The 17,822-nt window shown below is 74.0% G+C and carries 8 protein-coding genes; 3 read left to right on the forward strand and 5 right to left on the reverse strand.

The genetic code is table 11. From position 1 onward, the window contains the following. The first annotated feature begins 2 nt into the window (after positions 1-2). The gene (locus tag RKD20_RS10585) at positions 3-1,022 is read left to right on the forward strand and encodes a carbohydrate ABC transporter permease (protein ID WP_424877506.1); all 1,020 of its coding nucleotides are present in this window, start codon (positions 3-5) and stop codon (positions 1,020-1,022) included. Continuing rightward, positions 1,019-1,903: a carbohydrate ABC transporter permease gene (locus RKD20_RS10590; RefSeq protein WP_424877507.1), complete on the forward strand. Its 885-nt coding sequence runs from the start codon at positions 1,019-1,021 to the stop codon at positions 1,901-1,903. Before RKD20_RS10585 ends, RKD20_RS10590 begins: the two co-directional genes overlap by 4 nt. On the opposite strand, the gene RKD20_RS10595 is transcribed toward RKD20_RS10590, so the two are convergent. After that, positions 1,867-4,083, reverse strand: coding sequence for a glycoside hydrolase family 3 N-terminal domain-containing protein (locus tag RKD20_RS10595; protein WP_424877508.1), 2,217 nt, complete (start codon positions 4,081-4,083; stop codon positions 1,867-1,869). The genes RKD20_RS10590 and RKD20_RS10595 overlap by 37 nt on opposite strands. Next, on the reverse strand, positions 4,080-5,156 hold the full coding sequence (locus tag RKD20_RS10600; RefSeq protein WP_424877509.1) for an N-acetylglucosamine kinase: 1,077 nt from the start codon (positions 5,154-5,156) through the stop codon (positions 4,080-4,082). The genes RKD20_RS10595 and RKD20_RS10600 overlap by 4 nt, the downstream gene beginning before the upstream one ends. 68 nt (positions 5,157-5,224) lie before the next feature. Here RKD20_RS10600 and RKD20_RS10605 point away from each other — a divergent pair, with 68 nt between their 5' ends. Further along, entirely contained in the window at positions 5,225-6,469 is a 1,245-nt protein-coding gene (locus RKD20_RS10605) for a glycoside hydrolase 5 family protein (RefSeq protein ID WP_424883193.1), read from the forward strand. A gap of 68 nt (positions 6,470-6,537) precedes the next feature. Here RKD20_RS10605 and RKD20_RS10610 read toward each other — a convergent pair whose 3' ends face one another. The 3 genes from RKD20_RS10610 to RKD20_RS10620 all read right to left on the reverse strand — a co-directional run bounded on the left by RKD20_RS10610 (position 6,538) and on the right by RKD20_RS10620 (position 17,737). Continuing rightward, positions 6,538-8,016 carry a glycoside hydrolase family 3 N-terminal domain-containing protein gene (locus RKD20_RS10610; RefSeq protein WP_424877510.1) on the reverse strand — a complete coding sequence of 493 codons (1,479 nt, stop codon included), beginning with the start codon at positions 8,014-8,016 and terminating at the stop codon, positions 6,538-6,540. A gap of 92 nt (positions 8,017-8,108) precedes the next feature. Next, entirely contained in the window at positions 8,109-9,584 is a 1,476-nt protein-coding gene (locus RKD20_RS10615) for a tryptophan 7-halogenase (RefSeq protein ID WP_424877511.1), read from the reverse strand. Positions 9,585-9,607: 23 nt separating this feature from the next. Next, a complete protein-coding gene (locus RKD20_RS10620) occupies positions 9,608-17,737 on the reverse strand; it encodes an SDR family NAD(P)-dependent oxidoreductase (RefSeq protein WP_424877512.1) in 8,130 nt (2,709 codons plus the stop codon). Positions 17,738-17,822 lie beyond the last annotated feature (85 nt).

Raw genomic sequence — 17,822 nt, forward strand, 5'->3', positions numbered from 1 at the left:
CGGTGACGGCACAGATCACGCAGCCGGTGTCCGGCACGGAGTCCCCGAGCTCCGCGCCGGGCCCGGCCCCGTCCCCGTCCCGCCTCCGCCGTTTCGCCAGGGCCGTGCTGCCGGGTCCCGCCCCCGGGGCCAACGGAGCGGCCATGTACCGCCGTTGGTGGCTGCCCTGGCTGTGGACCGCCCCGGCGATCGGGTGCGCGGTGGTCTTCGGGGTGTTCCCGTTCCTCAACACGCTCCTGCTGTCGTTCACCAACGCCAAGCCGCTGGGCGGCACCGCGGGTTTCGTCGGACTCGACAACTACACGCGGATGCTCCAGGACGACGACTTCTGGCTCGCCACCCGCAACAGCGTCCTGTACGCGGTGATCGTCGTGCCGCTGATGGTGCTGCTGCCGCTGATGCTGGCCGTCCTGGTGGAGCGGAACCTGCCCGGCATCGGCTTCTTCCGCTCCGCCTTCTACACACCGGTCCTCGCCTCCAGTGTGGTCGTGGGTCTGAGCTGGCAGTGGCTGCTCGCGGACGACGGACTGGTCAACACCTGGCTGCAGAAGGCCCACCTGATCAGGTCGGCGATCCCGTTCCTGTCGGACTCGTGGCTGATCCTGCTCTCCGCGATGGGCCTGACCCTGTGGAAGGGCCTCGGCTGGTACATGGTCTTCTACCTGGCCGCCCTCGGGAACGTGCCCAGGGAACTGCACGAGGCCGCGCAGATGGACGGCGCCGGTGCCGTGCGCCGGTTCTGGCACATCACGGTCCCCGGCGTACGGACGGCCATGATGCTCGTCGGCACCCTCACCGGCATCGGCTCGCTCAGGGTGTTCACCGAGATCTACATGCTCGGCAGCTCCACCGGCGGTCCCGGCGGCGCCGACCGCACCCTGCCGTTCTACATCCGGGACGTCGGCCTGGACCCGATCACCGGCAACGCGGGATACGGCTCGGCCGTCAGCGTGGCCCTGTTCGCGCTGACGCTGGGGCTGACCCTGCTGGCGCAGCGTCTGACCAAGGAGGACGAGTCATGACGACGAGTGTCGTCGAGACCAAGGGCCGTCGCCCGATGCCGCGTTGGCGGGACTACGGCCGTCCGCGCGAGCTGGTCGTGCGCTATCTGCTCCTCCTCCTGGTGCTCGGTCTCACCGTGGGCCCGCTGTTGTGGCAGCTGCTGGCCTCCCTGAAGGGCACGAGCGAGGACGTCTTCGGCGCGGGCGCCACCCTGCTGCCGCACCACCCGACACTGCGCGCCTACCGGACGGTCTTCGACCAGGTGCCGGTGTGGTCGTACATCAGGAACAGCCTGATCGTGGTCGCCCTGTCGGTCACCAGCCAGCTGGTCTTCTCCACGACAGCCGGCTACATGCTCTCCAAGCCCGCCTGGAAGGGCCGCAAGGCGGTCTGGGTGGTGCTGGTCGCCTCGATGATGTTCCCCTTCGAGTCGATCATGGTCTCGCTGTTCATCAGCATCCGCGACCTGGGCCTGGTCGACAGCCTGGCGGGAGTGTGGCTGCCCGGGTTCGTCGGCGCCATCAACGTCCTCCTCATGCGCGGCGCGTTCCTCGCGGTCCCGCGCGAGATCGAGGACTCGGCCATGCTCGACGGCGCGAACGAGTGGCAGCGCTTCCGGTACCTGTATCTGCCGTCCGCGTGGGGCGCGATCATGGTGGTCGTCATCAACACGTTCATCAGCGCCTGGGACGACTTCCTGTGGCCGCTGATCGTGCTGCGCTCCGAGAGCCACATGACGCTGACACTGGGGCTCTCCCGCCTGCAGAGCTCGTCGTTCGGCTACGACCAGCGGATGGTCATGGCCGGTTCGGTGATCTCGGTGGTCCCGGTGCTGGTGCTGTTCGTGATCACCCAGCGGTGGTTCTACAAGGGCGTGTCGTCGGGGGCCGTCAAGCTGTGACCCTTCGCGGTGAGCGCCTCCCGGGCCGACGCGGCGACCCTGATCTCGACGGTGCCGCTGACGCCGTCCAGGGGCAGGGTCACCGTACGGCGCTCGCCCGGCGCCAGGCCGACACCCTCGAACGCGCACAGTTCGAGGGTGCGCGGCCAGGTCCGCGTGATCAGCCGGCGCAGATACACCTGGACGACCGAACGCCCGTACCGGCGACCGGTGTTGGTGACGTCGACCTCGACCATGAGCCCCGTCGGTCGTGGCTCGCCGTACGCGAAGCTCGTGTACGACAGTCCGTGCCCGAAGGAGTACCGCGGCTCGGCGCTCTCGTCGACGTAGCCGCCGTACTCGGTGTCCTTGTGGTTGTAGTAGACGGGGAGTTGGGCCGCCGAGCGGGGCACGGAGACGGGCAGGCGGCCCACCGGTTCCGTGAGCCCGAGCAGCACCTCGGCGATCGCCTCGCCGCCCCAGGGGCCGGGATACCAGGCGGAGAGCAGGGCGGGCGCGGTGTCCGGCACGAGGTGCGGGCGCCCCTGGACCAGCACGACCGCGGTCGGCGTGCCCGTGGCCACCACGGCGTCCAGCAGCGCGTACTGGGCGCCGCCCAGCCGCAGCCCGGCGAGGTCGACGCCCTCGCCGCAGGTCATCTCGGAGACCGCCTTGAGCGCGGCCCCGTTGGCGTCGAACTCGGTGTCGGCAGTACGGGCGCTGCTGCCGCCCAGCACCAGCACGGCGAGGTCGGACGCGGCGGCCTGGGCGATCGCCGCCGGGATGCCGGAGAGGTCGTCACCGGTGAGGGAACAGCCCGGGGCGTGGCGGATGTCGAGGCCGGCCGGGGCGAGCCTGCGCAGGGCGTCGAGGACGCTGCTGCCGGTGCCGGGGCGCTGCGGGGCCGTGTAGTCGCCCGACTGGTGGGCGGTGGTGGCTGCCTGGGGTCCGAGCACCGCGATCCGTGAGACGTTCGCGCCGACGGGGAGCACACCGTCGTTGCGCAGCAGGGTGACGGCGGCCCGTGCGACCTCTTTGCTGAGTTCCGCGCCGCCGGCCGGCCGGGAGGCCGTCGTGTGCCGCCGCTCGAACAGGCCCAGCCGGAACTTGAGGCGCAGGACCCGGGCGACGGCGGCGTCGAGGACGGTCTCCTTGACGAGCCCTCGCTCGACCGCCTCCTCCAGGTGGGTGAAGCCCTCGTCCCACAGGCTCAGATCCACCCCGGAGTTGAGCGCGAGCGCACCCGCGGAGAGCTTGTCGCCGGTGATCCGGGCCAGCCGGTCGACGGCGAGGCCGTCCGCCATGACGAGCCCGTCGAAGCCCCACTCCTCGCGGAGCAGCCCGGTGAGCAGGGCGCGGTTGCCGGAGCAGGGCATGCCGTCGACCTCGTTGTACGCGGCCATGACGGCGGCGGCACCCGCGCGGACACCGGCCCGGGCGGCGGGGAGGTGGATCTCGTGCAGCTCACGCCAGCCCAGCTCGGACTCCGCGGAGTTGCGGCCGCCGACGGTGGCTCCCTGCCCGGCGAAGTGCTTGAGGACTACGGGGGCCTTGTCGGCGGCGAAGAGGCCGTCCGGATAAGCACCCTGCATTCCCCGGACCAACGCCTGCGTCAGCCGGCCCGCGAGGTGGGGGTCCTCGCCGAAGCACTCCTCGGTACGGCCCCAGCGCGGGTCGCGGACGATGTCCAGGGCGGAGACGAGGGCCACGTGGCCGCCGCGGGCGCGCAGTTCGGCGGCGGCGTGGGCGGCGGCGCGCTCGTACAGCTCGGGGTCCCAGGTGGCGCCGATCGCCAGGTTGACCGGGAGGACCGTGCCGTCGAGGGCCATGAGGCCGTGCGGGACCTCCTCGACGAACAGCGCCGGGATGCCGAGCCGGCTCCGGTCCACGACGTGCCGCTGCACCAGGTCGGCGAGGGCGGCCCCGTCCTCCGCGCCGGGCCCGTTCCCGTGATCCACGCCGGACCAGGCGTCGGCACGCTGGAGGCCGTACAGGGCGCCCAGGCCCTCGAAACGGTCGGTCTCGGCGTACAGGGCCTCGGTGAGCTCGAAGCCGCCGTCGGGGGTGCGGCGGTAGGCGTCCCAGCCGTACATCCGCTGGTTGAGCTGGCCGACCTTCTCGCGCAGGGTCATCCGGGAGAGGAGGTCGGGGACGCGGGCGTCGACCGGGGCGGTGGGGTCGCGGTAGACGGCGTCGCTCATGACCGGTGCGCCAGGCGTGCGAGGGCGACCGCGCCGGGGCAGCCGTCGGCCACCCAGTCCAGGCTCAGGCCGTGCGCGCGGAGCCGTTCGGCCAGCGGGTCGGTGAGCGGGCCCTCGGGGCCCAGGAGCCCGCCCGTGGCGACGATCCGCTCCCCGGGCTGCGGTTCCAGCGCTCGTACGGCCTCCAGCAGGTGGTCCGCCGCCGCGCTCAGGATGGTCTCGGCCACGGCGTCCTTCTCGGCGGCCGCCTCGGCGACCAGCGGGGCGAAGCGGGCCAGCCGGATCGGCGGATCGGCCATGACGGCGGGCAGCAGATGGCGGCGGAAGTCCTCACGCCGGGCGCGTTCCCAGCCGGGGACTCCGGTGGGGTGGGGGGCGGTACCGCTCGAGGGTACGGCGCCGCCACGGTCGTAGGAAGGGATTCCGCCCTTCGGGAGGACGTCCACCGGCAGGCCGAGGGTGCGGCCGACCCAGCCGGCGAGGACCGTCGGACGGCCGCGGCCGTCGGCCATGCGCAGGGCGGCGCGGACCGCGCTGCGGCCGATCCAGAAGCCGCTGCCCTCGTCGCCGAGGAGCCAGCCGTCGCCGTCCACGGTGGTCGTGGCGTGCCGGCCGGTGATGCGCATGGCGACCGCGCCGGTGCCCGCGACCAGGGCGAGGCCCTCGGAGGGGGTGCCGGGGGCGGCCGCGAAGGCGGCCTCGATGTCGCTGCAGACGCCGACCCGGCCGGTCGGGACGCCCAGACGGCGCAGGGCCTCGGTGAGGGCGGTGCGGGCCCTGCCGGTGCCGGGGTCGTCCTCGGAGGCCGCCGTGGCGCCCGCGAAACCGCCGGTCACGGCCACGACGCGGGCACGCGCCGCCTCCGGCACGACCCGGGCGAGCGCCTCGGTGAGGTGGTCGGTGAGCTGGGGGACGGGGACGGTCATGGCGTTGCCCGGCCCGCCGGTGCTCTCGCCCAGCACACGGCCGTCGGCGGCGGCGGCGAGGACCGCGCGGGTGCGGGTGCCGCCGGCGTCGAGTCCGATGACCAGGGCGCCGGGGTCGCGCACGTCGTGGTTCAAATAATTACCCATCGATGACTATGGTGATTGATACATTCGCGCAGGACAAGAGCTGAACCTGAGCCGGACCGAGGTCGGACCTGGCCGAACCCGAGGAGGATCCCATTCCCACGCTCCGCTTCGGCGTCAACTACACGCCCCGCCACGGCTGGTTCCACGCCTGGCACGACTTCGATCCGGCCCGCACCCGCGAGGATCTGGCCCAGATAGCCGGGCTCGGGCTCGACCACGTCCGGGTCTTCCACCTGTGGCCGCTGCTCCAGCCCAACCGCACGCTCATCCGCTCCACCGCCGTGGACCAGCTGGCGCAGCTGGTGGACCTGGCCGCCGAGGCGGGCCTGGACGTGCTGGTGGACGGCGTGCAGGGCCATCTGTCGAGCTTCGACTTCTACCCGGAGTGGACCCGCAGCTGGCACCACCGCAACGTCTTCACCGACCCGGACGCCATCGACGCCCAGGCGGACCTGCTCCGCACCCTCGGCCGCGCCCTCGCCGGCTGCCCGAACCTCATCGGCCTCCAGCTGGGCAACGAGCTCAACAACCTGATCGAGCACAACCCGGCGACGGCGGCGGAGGTCGACCACTACCTGGACACGCTGCTGGCGGCCGCCCGGGACGGCCTCGGCGCCGACGGCGGCCTGGTCACGCACTCCGCGTACGACGCCGCCTGGTACGGCGACGACCACCCCTTCACCCCGGAGGCCTCGGCCCGCAAGGGCGATGTCACCACGGTCCACCCCTGGGTCTTCTCCGGCGGCTGCGCGAGCCGGTACGGCCCCCGCTCCCCCCAGGTCCTGCACCTCGCCGAGTACGGCACGGAACTCGCCAAGGCCTACGCCGAGGACCCGTCCCGCCCGGTCTGGATCCAGGAGACGGGCGCCCCGGAACCTCACATCCCGGCCGCCGACGCCCCGCACTTCGCCCGCGAGACGATCCTGAACGCCTCCGGGTGCGCGGACCTGTGGGGCGTGACGTGGTGGTGCTCCCACGACGTGGACCGGTCACTGGCGGACTTCCCGGAACTGGAGTACACGCTCGGGTTGTTCGACGCGGCGGGCAGGCCCAAGCCGATCGCGGAGGCGGTGGCGGCGACGATCGCCGAACTGCGGGCGGGACCGTCGTCGGTCGAGCCGCGCGACACGGCCCTGGTCCTGGACTGCACACCGTCCACGCGCTCGGTGTCGGGGCCGGGCGGGGCGTACTTCGAGGAGTGGATGCGCTTGCGTCAGCAGGGCGTGCGTCCGGCGGTGGTCCTGGCGGAGCGGGCGGAGGACGAGAGCTACTTGGCGGCCAGGGGAATCAAGGAGCTCGTTCGAGTTCCGTAGCAGCTGAGCCCGCAGGTGAGCGTCCTCACGGGCGCGGGGAACGCGACCGGCCCCCTACCGGCCCGCAGCTAACGCGCGGCGCTCAGCACCTCGGCGACCGCCCGCAGATTGACCTTCCCGCGCCCGTAGGAACACAGGGCACCGTCCTCCGGCAGCCCCGTGGCGACCCGCACCGCCCCCGGCCGCCGGCCCAGCAGCTCGTCCCGCACGCGGGCCTGCCACGGGTGCAGGCCCGCGTCACACGTGGCCACGACGAGAGGTCCGCTCCCGGCCTTGGCCAGGATCACGTCGACGAGCGCGGACGGATCGACCGGCTCCCCGGCCACCGCCGCTCCCGTAGCCGTCGGATCGACGGCCAGCACCTCGGTCAGCAGATCCTCCCCACCCCAGTTCAGCGCGGGATGCGGCACCGGGAACAGGTCCACGACATGCGCACCGGGCACGGGCACCGGGAGGGGCTGCGAGCCCACCGCACGCCGGGCCGCCTCCAGCCCCGCCCCCGCGTCCCATACGGCGATCTCGTCCACCGGCGTCGCATACCGCTCGACCAGCCGCTGAACCCGCCGGGCGGCCTCCCCCACCCGCTCCTGCGCCAGCACCCCGTCCCGCAACGCCTCCAGCACCGCGTCCCGGCACTCCAGCGTGACCCTCAGATCCGGCACGGCGACGATGACCTGGTCCGCCCCGGCGGCCAGCGCGATGCGCGCCCCGGCCGCCTCCCCGTACAGGTCGGAGATCGCCTTCATCTCCAGCGCGTCGCTGACCAGCACCCCGTCGAACTCGAGCTCGTGCCGCAGCAGGTCCCCGAGGATGCGCCGGCTGAGCGTGGCCGGCCGGTTGGCGTCCAGTGCCGGGAACACGACGTGCGCGCTCATCAGCATCGGCACGCCCGCGGCGATCGCGGCCCGGAAGGGGGCGAGGTCGAGTTCCTCGTACGGCCGCGGGTCGAGGGCGAGCTCGTGGTGGCTGTCGGTGAGCGTGCCGCCGTGCCCCGGGAAGTGCTTGGCACAGGAGGCGATGCCGCGTGCCTCGGTGGCCGTGATCCAGGCACGGAGGTGCCGGGACACCAGCGCGGTGTCCTCGCCGAAGGCCCGGGTGCGCACGATCGGGTTGCCGGCCTGGCGCTGGACGTCGGCGACGGGGGCGTAGGAGGCGGTGATGCCGAGGGTGGCCAGGTGCCCGGCGAGGGCGTCGGCGCAGCGGGCGGTGAGGTCCGGGTCGTCGACGACGCCGAGCGCGTAGGAGCCGGGGACCTCCGGGGCGCCGGCGGCGACCATGTGCCCGATGCCGCCGCCCTCGTTGTCGATGGCGACCAGCAGATCGGGGCGCAGGGCCCGCAGGGTGTCGGTGAGCCGGCGCACCTGTTCCGCGTCGCGCACGTTGCGGGTGAACAGGATGACCCCGCCGAGACCGCGGTCGATGAGCCGCTTCAGGGTGTCGGGGACGGCCGTGGTGCCTTCGAACCCGGCGACGAGACAGCGGTGGGCGGCCTCGTCGAGGTCGACGGGGAGGGCGGTGCGGGCAGACGGGCGCTCGGAGTGGGTCACCCCTGGAATCCTCTGGCTCGCTCAGCCGAAAGTCAACATACCAGTGGTTCTGCCATTCATCACGGGCTCTCCCGCTGCCTCTCCTGCTGCCTCTACCGCTGCCTCTCCCAGCCCAGCCCGTCGGGGGAGGCGACGAGGTGGCCCGGCGCGGCGGGCGCGGTCTCGTCCAGCGGGCCGCCGTAGAGCGCCTGCTCCTGGAGGTCGTTGCCGGTCCGGAAGGTCTCGCCCACGACCCGCGTCGACAGCAGCGGGTTGGTCCGGTCGTCCGACATGGCCAACCGGCCCACCGCGCCGTCCAGTTCGGCCGCCGCGGCACTCCACCGGTCCCCGAACCGCTCCGGGCCCAGCACCGCCGTGTCACCCGAGACCAGTCCGCCCGCCAGCTCGGCGAAGGCCGCCACCTCGGTGCTGTCGACCTTCGTGACCTTCTTCGCGGACCAGAAGTACGACTGGTCGTTGCGCTCCATGTCGTAGAAGGCGATGAGGAAGTCGTAGAACACCCGGTACTCGCGCCGGTAGCGGGTCTCGAACTCGGCGAAGCCGCGCTCCTCGGGCACGCTGCCGTCGAGCGCGGAGTTGACCGCGCGGGCCGCCAGCAGGGCGCCGTAGGTGGCCAGATGGACCCCGGAGGAGAGCACCGGGTCCACGAAGCAGGCGGCGTCGCCGACGAGCGCCATGCCGGGCGTCCAGAAGGACGTCTTCCAGTACGACCAGTCCTTGCGCACCCGTACCCGGTCGTACGGCGGCTCGGTCGCGGCCGGCACTCCGTCGAGCAGCTCGGCGACCTCGGGGCAGGCCCGGACCATGTCCTGCCAGGCGGCACGCGGGTCCCGCTGTACGGCCGGGTGGTGCTCGGGCGAGATCACGGCGCCGACGCTGGTCAGGTCGTCGCGCAGCGGGATGTACCAGAGCCAGCCGGCGTCGAAGGCGGCGCAGAAGATGTTGCCCCGGTTCGGTTCGGGGAGCCGGCGTCCGCCCGCGAAGTACCCGAACACGGCGAGGTTGCGGAAGAAGTCGGAGTACACACGCGTCCCGCCCACCCCGGAGTGGACCCGGCTGGTGTTGCCGGACGCGTCGATCACGTGCCGGCCGTATGCCGTACGGGAGTTGCCGTCCCTGTCGGTGTACTCGACCCCGCGCACCCGCTCGTCGTCGGCGACGATCCGGCGCACCGGGCTGCCCTCGCGGACGTCGGCGCCGACCCGGGCCGCGTTGCGCAGCAGGATCTCGTCGAACCGGGAGCGCTCCACCTGGAAGGCCGTCGCGGTGGGTTCGGGCAGCCGGGGCGTCATGGCGAAGGAGAACTGCCACGGCTTCGGGTCGCGGCCCCAGCGCAGGGTGCCGCCCCGCTTGAGGGTGAACCCGGCCTCGGCGACCTCGTCGGCGACACCGAGGAGGCCGCACAGGCCGTGCACCGTCGCGGGCAGCAGCGACTCGCCGATCTGGTACCTCGGGAAGGTCTCCCGCTCCAGCAGCAGCACCCGGTGTCCGCGCAGCGCGACGGCGGCCGCCGCGGTCGATCCGGCCGGACCGCCGCCGACGACGATCAGGTCGTACTCGGGGTTCATCGAAGCTCCTGTTCTCGATCGGGTCACTCGGTCAGCCAGGCCCGGATCGCCGCGGCCGTGGAGTCGGCGTCCTGGTGCACGACGGAGTAGTGGTCGCCGGGGACGTCCGCGGTGTCGTGGGGCAGCGGCCAGTGCGGCAGCCAGTCCCCTTCGGGGTCGCCGCGCCGCATCTCTGCGGTCGGCCGGCCCCGCAGCAGCAGCGTCGGCACGGGCGGGAGCCCCGGGTCCTGCTCGGGCTGCCACCCCTCCAGAACGCGCGCATAGCCACCGCCCGCGATGAGCAACGAGTCGTCGAACTCCGCGACCACGTCCTCCGGCAGGGCGGCACCGGCGGCCATCAGGGCGAGTGCGCGTGCGTCCCCGCGCCGGAGCAGGCCCGCGTGGGAGTCGACCAGGACGACACCGGCCGGCGGCTCTCCCGCGATCGCCAGACGGCGTGCCACCTCGTGGGCGATCACACCGCCCGCGCAGTAGCCGACCAGGACGACGGGCCCGCCCCGGGCGAGTTCGCGGACCGTGTCGGCGTGCGCCCGCGCCAGGGTCTCCATCGAGTCCGGAACCGCCCTGCGGGCACCGAATCCGGGGTGCTCCAGGAGGTACACGTCCCGTTCCCCGTCGAACCGTTCGGCCAGGCCGGTGGGGACACGGCGGAACGGTGCCAGGTAGTCGGGGAGGTAGGCGAGGGCCGCGGCCCTTCCGCCGGTGGCCCTTCGGGCGAGCCGGACGGGTCGGACGGTGTGCCGGGCCCGGTCGGCCGCGGTGAAGGACGGCAGGGCGTACGAGGAGACGTACCGCAGGGTCATCGCCTCCAGCGGGCCCTGCTCGCGCAGGACGCGGTGGTAGAGGGTGGTGAACCGGTAGGCGGCCGACGGCACTTGGGTCGGCGGCTCCGTCGCCGGGGTCTCCATCGGCTCCGTCGCCGGGGTCTCCGCCGTCCCCTGCGCCGTGGTGTTCGTCGTCCCCGGCCCCGGGGTGTCCGCCGGCTCGGGCAACGCACCAGCCTCACCCAGCGCGGCGAGGAGGTGCGCCGACAGCCCCTCCAGCGTCGGGTGTTCGAGGACGACGGTCGGCGCCAGCCGCACCCGGGTGAACGCGCTGAGCCGGTTGCGGAACTGAAGGGCCGTCAGCGAGTCGAAGCCTAGCTGTCCGAACTCGCGGTCGGCGGGGAAGGCGTCCGCGTCCGGGAAGCCGAGCACGGCAGCGAGCTCGGCGCGGAGCAGACCGGCCAGCACACCCGCGCGGTCGGCCTCGGGAGCGGCGGCGAGCCTCTTGCGCCAGGCACCGGGGGCATGGTCGGTCGCCGGTGCCACGGCGGCCGGGGTCGGGCGCGCCGGCCGCAGGTCCGCGAGCAACGGCAGGGGCGAGCCGCCCCACGTGGCGCGGGCGAACGGGACGGGCACCAGCACCGGTACCGCCGTGCGCAGCGCGGAGTCCAGCAGTTCGACGCCCGCCCGCTCGGTGATCGCGGGCACCTCGTCCTCGGCCGGCGGGTTCGGCACGACCCGGCCCGCCATGCCGTCGTGCTGCGCGGTGGTCCAGGGTCCCCAGGCGAGCGACCGCGCGGGCAGGCCGCGGGCGGTCCGGTACGCGGCGAGCGCGTCGAGGAAGCCGTTGGCGGCCGCGTAGTTGGACTGTCCCGGCCTGCCCAGCACTCCGGCGGCCGAGGAGTAGAGCACGAACGCGGCCAGGCCCAGGCCCGCGGTCGCCTCGTGCAGATGCCAGGCGGCGTCCGCCTTGGGCGCCAGCACTTCGGCCACCCGCTCCGGCGTCATGCCGTCCACCACCCCGTCGGCCACCACTCCGGCGAGATGGAACACGCCGGTCAGGGGCGGTCGGCAGGACCCGACCAGGGCGTCCACGGCGGACCGGTCGCTCACGTCACAGGCCACCACCCGTACGTCCGCGTCCAGTTCGGCCGCCCAGTGGGGCGTACGGCCGCTGCGGCTCGCCAACAGCAGGTGCCGGACTCCGTGTTCGGCCACCAGGTACCGGGCGAGGCTCGCGCCGAGCGCCCCGGTGCCGCCGGTGATCAGCACGGTGCCGTCGGGGTCGAGGGCGGGCGGCGCGGTGCTCGCGGGACCCGTGGTGACCAGCCTGGGCACCAGGACCGTGCCGTCGTGCAGAGCGAGTTGGGGTTCGCCGGTGCGCAGGGCGGCTTCCCGTGCCGCGGGCGTGAGGGTGCCGCCGCGGAGGTCGACCTGCACGATCCGGCCGGGGTGCTCGGACTGGGCGCTCCGCACGAACCCGGCCACCGCGGCCTGCGCCGGGTCCGGGTCGTCCCCGGTGGCTTTGTGAGTGAGCACCAGCAGACGGCCCGGGCGGGTGCCGGCGACCCGGTCGCGTACTCGGGCGAGGACGGCGGTGACCAGGTCCCGGGTCCGGCCGGGCATGTCTTCACCGGGCTGGTTCAACAGGACTGCCGTGTCGAGGAGTTCGTGCTCGGTGTCGGCGTGCCCGGCTTCCGCGGCGGGCCGCCAGGCCACCTGGTACAGCTCTGTCGGCCGCACCTTCGTCACCCGGGTGACGAGGGATTCGACGGTGGCCAGCGGCCGCCCGTCCACGCCGGTCAGCGTCACCCGTGTCTCGTCGGCCCCGAGTCGCTCCAGACGGACCCGGGCGGCCAAGGCGCCGGTCTCGTGCACGGTCACACCGGTGCAGGCGAGCGGGACACGCGCCTCGCCGGGCCCCTCGGCCAGCAGTACGGCGTGCAGGGCGGCGTCGAACAGCGCGGGGTGCAGGGTGTACGAGCCGGCCTCCGCCGCCTCTTGAGACCGCAGCGCCACCTCGGCGAAGGTCTCGGGACCGCGCCGCCAGAGTCCGGTGACCGCGCGGAAGGCCGGACCGTAATGGTGCCCGTACGCGGCGAGCCGCTGGTAGTCGACGGCGACCTCCTCGGCGCCGGCGGGTGGCCATGCGGTGTCCTGGGCGGCTGCGGGAGCCGTGCCGACCGGGGCGACCGACGCTTCGGCGTGGCGCGTCCAGGTCGTGCCCGTCCGCGCCCACACGGTGACCGGACGGTTCCCCGCCTCATCCCGGGCGTCCGCGACCACCTGGATCCGCACCGGGTCCGAGGCGGGCAGCACCAGCGGCTCGTGGAAGACCAGCTCTGCCAGCCGCAGCGGGCCCTTTGCCGCGTCCGCCCCCGCCGCCCGTAAGGCCAGCTCGGCGAAGACCGTCGCGGGCACCAGCACCCGGTCGCCGATCACATGGTCCGCGAGCCAGGGCTGCCGCACGGTGGACAGCGCACCGCTGTACCGGGTCCCGGGCCCGTCGGCGTCCGGCTGCGCCTCGCCGACCAGCTTCCCGTCGGCAACGCCGCCCTGGTCACGGACGTCGAGCCAGTAGCGCTTCCGCTGGAAGGGGTACGTCGGCAACGCCCGCCGCCGGGCGCCGGTCCCCGCGTACACGGACCGCCAGTCGACCGGCACACCGTGCACGTGCAGCTCCGCCAGGGCCGCGGCCGTCTCGGCACCGGACGTGAACAGAACTCCGGAGTCCGGCTCGACGCACTCCTCGGCCGCCGTGATCAGGGCCGCCGACGGCCCGGCCTCCACGTACGCCGTCACCCCCGCCCGCGCCAGCCAGTGCACCGCGTCGGCGAACAGCACGGTCTCCCGTGCCTGGCGTACCCAGTACGCGGCGGTCCGGATCGCGTCCGGCTCCGGGCGGCCGGTCAGCGTCGACACCACCGGGACGGACGGCCGGTGGTAGGTGACCGACTCCGCGACCTCCCGGAACGCGTCCAGCATCGGGTCGAGCAGCGGCGAGTGGAAGGCGTGGCTGACCTTCAACCGGGTTGCCGTGCGCCCGAGTCGAGCGGCCACCGCGGACACCGCCTCCTCGTCGCCGGACAGCGCCACGGACTCGGGTCCGTTGACGGCCGCTACGGCGACCCGGGCGCCGGGTTCCTCGTCGAGCCGTTTCACCACCTCCGCCAGGGGCGCCCGTACCGCGAACATGGCTCCGCCCGAAGGCAGTTCGGCCATCAGCCGGCCCCGCGCGGCCACCAGCCGTACCGCGTCGGCCCGCGAGAACACGCCCGCGATGTGCGCGGCGGTCAGTTCGCCGATCGAGTGGCCGACCAGGTAGTCCGGGCGGACACCGCAGTCGGCGAGGAGGGCGTGCAGCGCGACCTCGTAGGCGAACAGGGCGGGTTGGGCGTAGTCGGTGCGGTGCAGGAGGTCGCTGTCGGGGTCGTCGATCACCTCGCGCAGGGGCCGGTCGAGCAACGGGGTGAAGGAGTCGCACAGTTCGCCGAAGGTGGTGGCGAACGCGGGGAAGCGGGCCGCGAGTTCACGGCCCATGCCGGTCCGCTGGGCGCCCTGGCCCGTGCAGAGCAGCGCCACCTTGGCGGTGCCGCGCGCGGTGCCCTTGCGCAGTGCGGGGCTGTCGGCGCCGTCGGCCAACTCGCATAATCCGGCGAGGAGTCCTTCGGTCCCGGTGGCCAGCACGGCGGCACGACGCTGGAGGGGAGCGCGGGTGGTCGCGAGCGAGTAGGCGATGTCCAGGGCGTCGGCCTCCCCGTCGACGTCGGCCAGCGCGGTCGCCAACTCCCGGGCGTGGGCGCGCAGTCCGGCCTCGTCGCTGCCGCCGACGAGCCAGGAGGTGACGGTGCCCGGGCCGGAGCGGACGCGCTGCGGCTCCGGCGCCGCCCCCTCGGCTTCCCCCGGCTCCTCGATGATCAGGTGCGCGTTGGTCCCGCCGATCCCGAACGACGAGACCGCCGCCCGGCGCGGCCGCTCGCGCTCCGGCCAGGGCCGGGCCCGGTCCAGCAGCCGTACCGCCCCGTCGGACCAGTCGACGTGCGGCGACGGCCGCTCCGCGTAGAGCGACCTGGGCAGTTCGCCGTGGCGCATCGCCTCGATCACCTTGATGACACCGGCCACCCCGGCCGCGGCCTGGGTGTGCCCGACGTTCGACTTCACCGAGCCGAGCCACACCGGGTCGTCGGCGTCGCGGCCCCGGCCGTAGGTGGCCAGCAGGGCGCCCGCCTCGACCGGGTCGCCGAGCGCGGTTCCGGTGCCGTGGCCCTCGACGACGTCGACATCGGCCGTGTTCAGCCCGGCGTCGGCCAACGCCAGCCGGATCAGCTCGCGTTGGGCCTGCCCGTTGGGGGCGGTGAGACCGTTGGACGCGCCGTCCTGGTTCACGGCGGAGCCGCGCAGCACGGCCAGGACCGGATGGCCGTTGCGCCGGGCGTCCGACAGCTTCTCCAGCAGCACCAGGCCGACACCCTCGGCCCACGCGGTGCCGTCGGCGCCGTCCGCGAAGGACCGGCAACGGCCGTCCGCCGACAGCCCGCGCTGCCTGCTGAACACCACGAACGGCTTCGGACTGGCCAGTACGGTCACGCCCCCAGCCAGCGCGAGGGTGCACTCGCCCGCGCGCAGCGCCGCGGCGGCCAGGTCCATGGCGACGAGCGAGGACGAGCAGGCCGTGTCGACGGTCAGGGCGGGACCGCGCAGGCCCAGTACATAGGAGATCCGCCCGGAGGCCACGCTGCCCGCCGACCCGACGCCGATGTGCGACTCCAGCGCGTGTGCCGACGCCCCGGCGCCGTATCCGCCGTGCATCAGGCCGACATAGACGCCGGTGGCGCTGCCGCGCAGCGAGGGCGCGGGGATGCCGGCGCGCTCCAGCGTCTCCCAGGCGACTTCGAGCAGCAGCCGGTGCTGCGGGTCCGTGGCGGTGGCCTCGCGTGGCGAGATGCCGAAGAACAGCGGGTCGAAGTCGGCCGCGTCGGTGAGGAAGCCGCCGCGTCGGGTGTACGTCGTCCCGAGCCGGTCGGGGTCGGGGTGGTACAGGGCGTCGACGTCCCAGCCCCGGTCGGCCGGGAACTCCCCGGTGGCGTCCACGCCGTCGGACACCAGCCGCCAGAGGTCCTCGGGCGAGCGCACCCCGCCCGGGTAACGGCAGCCGGCGGCCACGATCGCGATCGGCTCGGCGGCGGGGCCGCGGCGCGGAACCCCGGTCGCGGATCCACCGCCGTGCAGCCGTTCGTCCAGGTGGGCGGCGACCGCGGCGGGTGTCGGGTGGTCCCAGACCAGGGTGGCGGGCAGCCGCAGTCCGGTACGGAGGCCGAGCCGGTGCCACAGGGTCATCGCGCCCATGGAGGTGAGACCGAGGTCGGCGAAGGCGGTGTGCGGGTCGATCGCCGCGGCATCGGTGACGGGTGCCTCGTCACGGTCGGCAGCCTCGTGACCGACGGACCGTTCACGGCCCATGTACTCGGCGCGGACGGCAGCGTCCTGACCGCCGGACCGCTCACGGCCCACGAACTCGGCGCGGACCGCAGCATCCTGACCGCCGGACCCTTCACCACCCACGAACTCGCCGCGGACCGCAGCATCCTGACCGCCGGACCCTTCACCACCCACGAACTCGCCGCGGACCGCAGCATCCTGACCGCCGGACCCTTCACCACCCCTTGCCGGCTCACGCATGGCCGCGGGCCTGTCGGCAGCCGCGAGCCCTCCGCCCACGGCCACTTCCGCGACCGTCACACCTCCACGGCCACCCACACCCCCGTTGACCACCGACGCGCCGCCGATCGCGGCCGTCTCCGCGCACACCAGCTCGGTCAGCACCACCCGGCGCTCCGCCGGGGTCCGGTCGGCGAGTCCCGCGAGGGCCTCCTCGGCCGGGCGGGCGGCGAGGCCCTCCCTGAGGACGGCCCGGCGCGGCTTGCCGGCCGCGGTGCGGGGGATGGCCGGGGTGAACAGGACGTCCTCGGGGACCTTGTGCGCGGAGAGCACTTCGGCGCAGGCCCGCAGCAGTGCGCCCGTGTCGAGGGCCCGTTCCTCCGGTACGACGTACGCGACCGGGACCTCGCCGAGCAGCGGATGCGGCCGCGCCACCACCGCCGCGTCCAGCACCCCGGGCAGTCCGCGCAGCACCTGCTCGACCTCTACGGGGTCGACGTTCTCCCCGCCCCGGACGATTCGGTCGTTCGCGCGCCCGGTGACGGTCAGGTGTCCATGCTCACCCAGTCGCCCCAGGTCACCGGTGCGGTACCAGCCGTCGCCGTCCACCCCCGCCCCGTCGCGGTAGCCGAGCATGACGCCGGGCCCGCGCACCCAGATCTCCCCCTCGGCGCCCACGACCTCCGCACCGGTCCCGGGCTCGACGAACCGCACTTCCATGCCGGGCAGCACGGCCCCGCTGCTGCCCCGCACCCGCGGCCCCGCAGGCGACTCCATCGCGATCTTGCCGCAGGTCTCGGTGGAGCCGTACCCGTCGAGCAGCGGCGCCCCGAGCCGCGCCTCGACGCGCTCCCGCAACTCCGGATCGCTCGGTGCCCCGGCGGTGACGCAGACCCGCAGCGAGGGCACCTCACCCAGTCCGGCGTCCAGCAACTGCTGGTAGGTGAGCGGCACTCCGCCCAGTACGGTCGGCGCAAACTCCTCGGTCAGCCGTACCAGCGCGGCCGGTTCCCGCATCGCGGTGATCCGCGCGCTGCCGCCCGCCACGGTCGTGCCGAGGACGCAGAGCGAGTGGGCGTAGGTGTGCGCGAGCGGCAACGGCCACAGCAGCCGGTCGTCCGCCGAGAGCCCCAGCCGGGGCACATAGCAGGCGACCGGGGACCACAGCGCGGACCGCTGACTGGAGACGGCGGCCCTGGGGGTGCCCGAGGTGCCGGAGGTGTACAGCAGCCAGGCGGGCTCGTCCAGGGCGAGGTCGTCGCGGGGCCCGGGTGAACGGCCGTCCGCCACGAGGTCGTCGAAGTGCACGACCCCCTCGGGCACCGGCCCCTCGCCGGTCACCACCAGTCGCGGTGACCGCTGCCCCACCACGCTGGCGATCCGCGCCAACTGCCGCCGGTCGACGACCAGGACGTCGGGATCACAGTCGGCGAGCAGCGCCGCGAGCTCGGCATGAGTGCCGCGCGGGCTCAACGGGACCCCGACGGCGGCGGCCCGCACCGTGGCGAGCAGTCCCTCCACCAGCTCGACGCTGTTGTCGAGGCAGAACGCCACCCTGGCCCCGCGGGTCACCCCGAGCGCGCCCGCCAACCGCCGTGTCCGAAGCTCCAGTTCGGCCCAGTTCACCGCCCGCCGGTCATCGGCGAACGCGAGCTTCGCGCCGTACCGCGAGGCGTTCTCGACCAGCAACTCCGCCACGGGCCGGACCGCGGACTCTGCCCCGACGCGCATCGGGCCTCCCTCTGGATCACCGAGTCCGCACCGTATCCCGCCCGGGCGCCCGCCACCGCATCGCAAGTGGACGCAGGACGGGCGG

It is taken from the genome of Streptomyces sp. SLBN-8D4 (genome assembly GCF_049739545.1).
Taxonomy (GTDB): Bacteria; Actinomycetota; Actinomycetes; order Streptomycetales; family Streptomycetaceae; genus Streptomyces; species Streptomyces canus_C.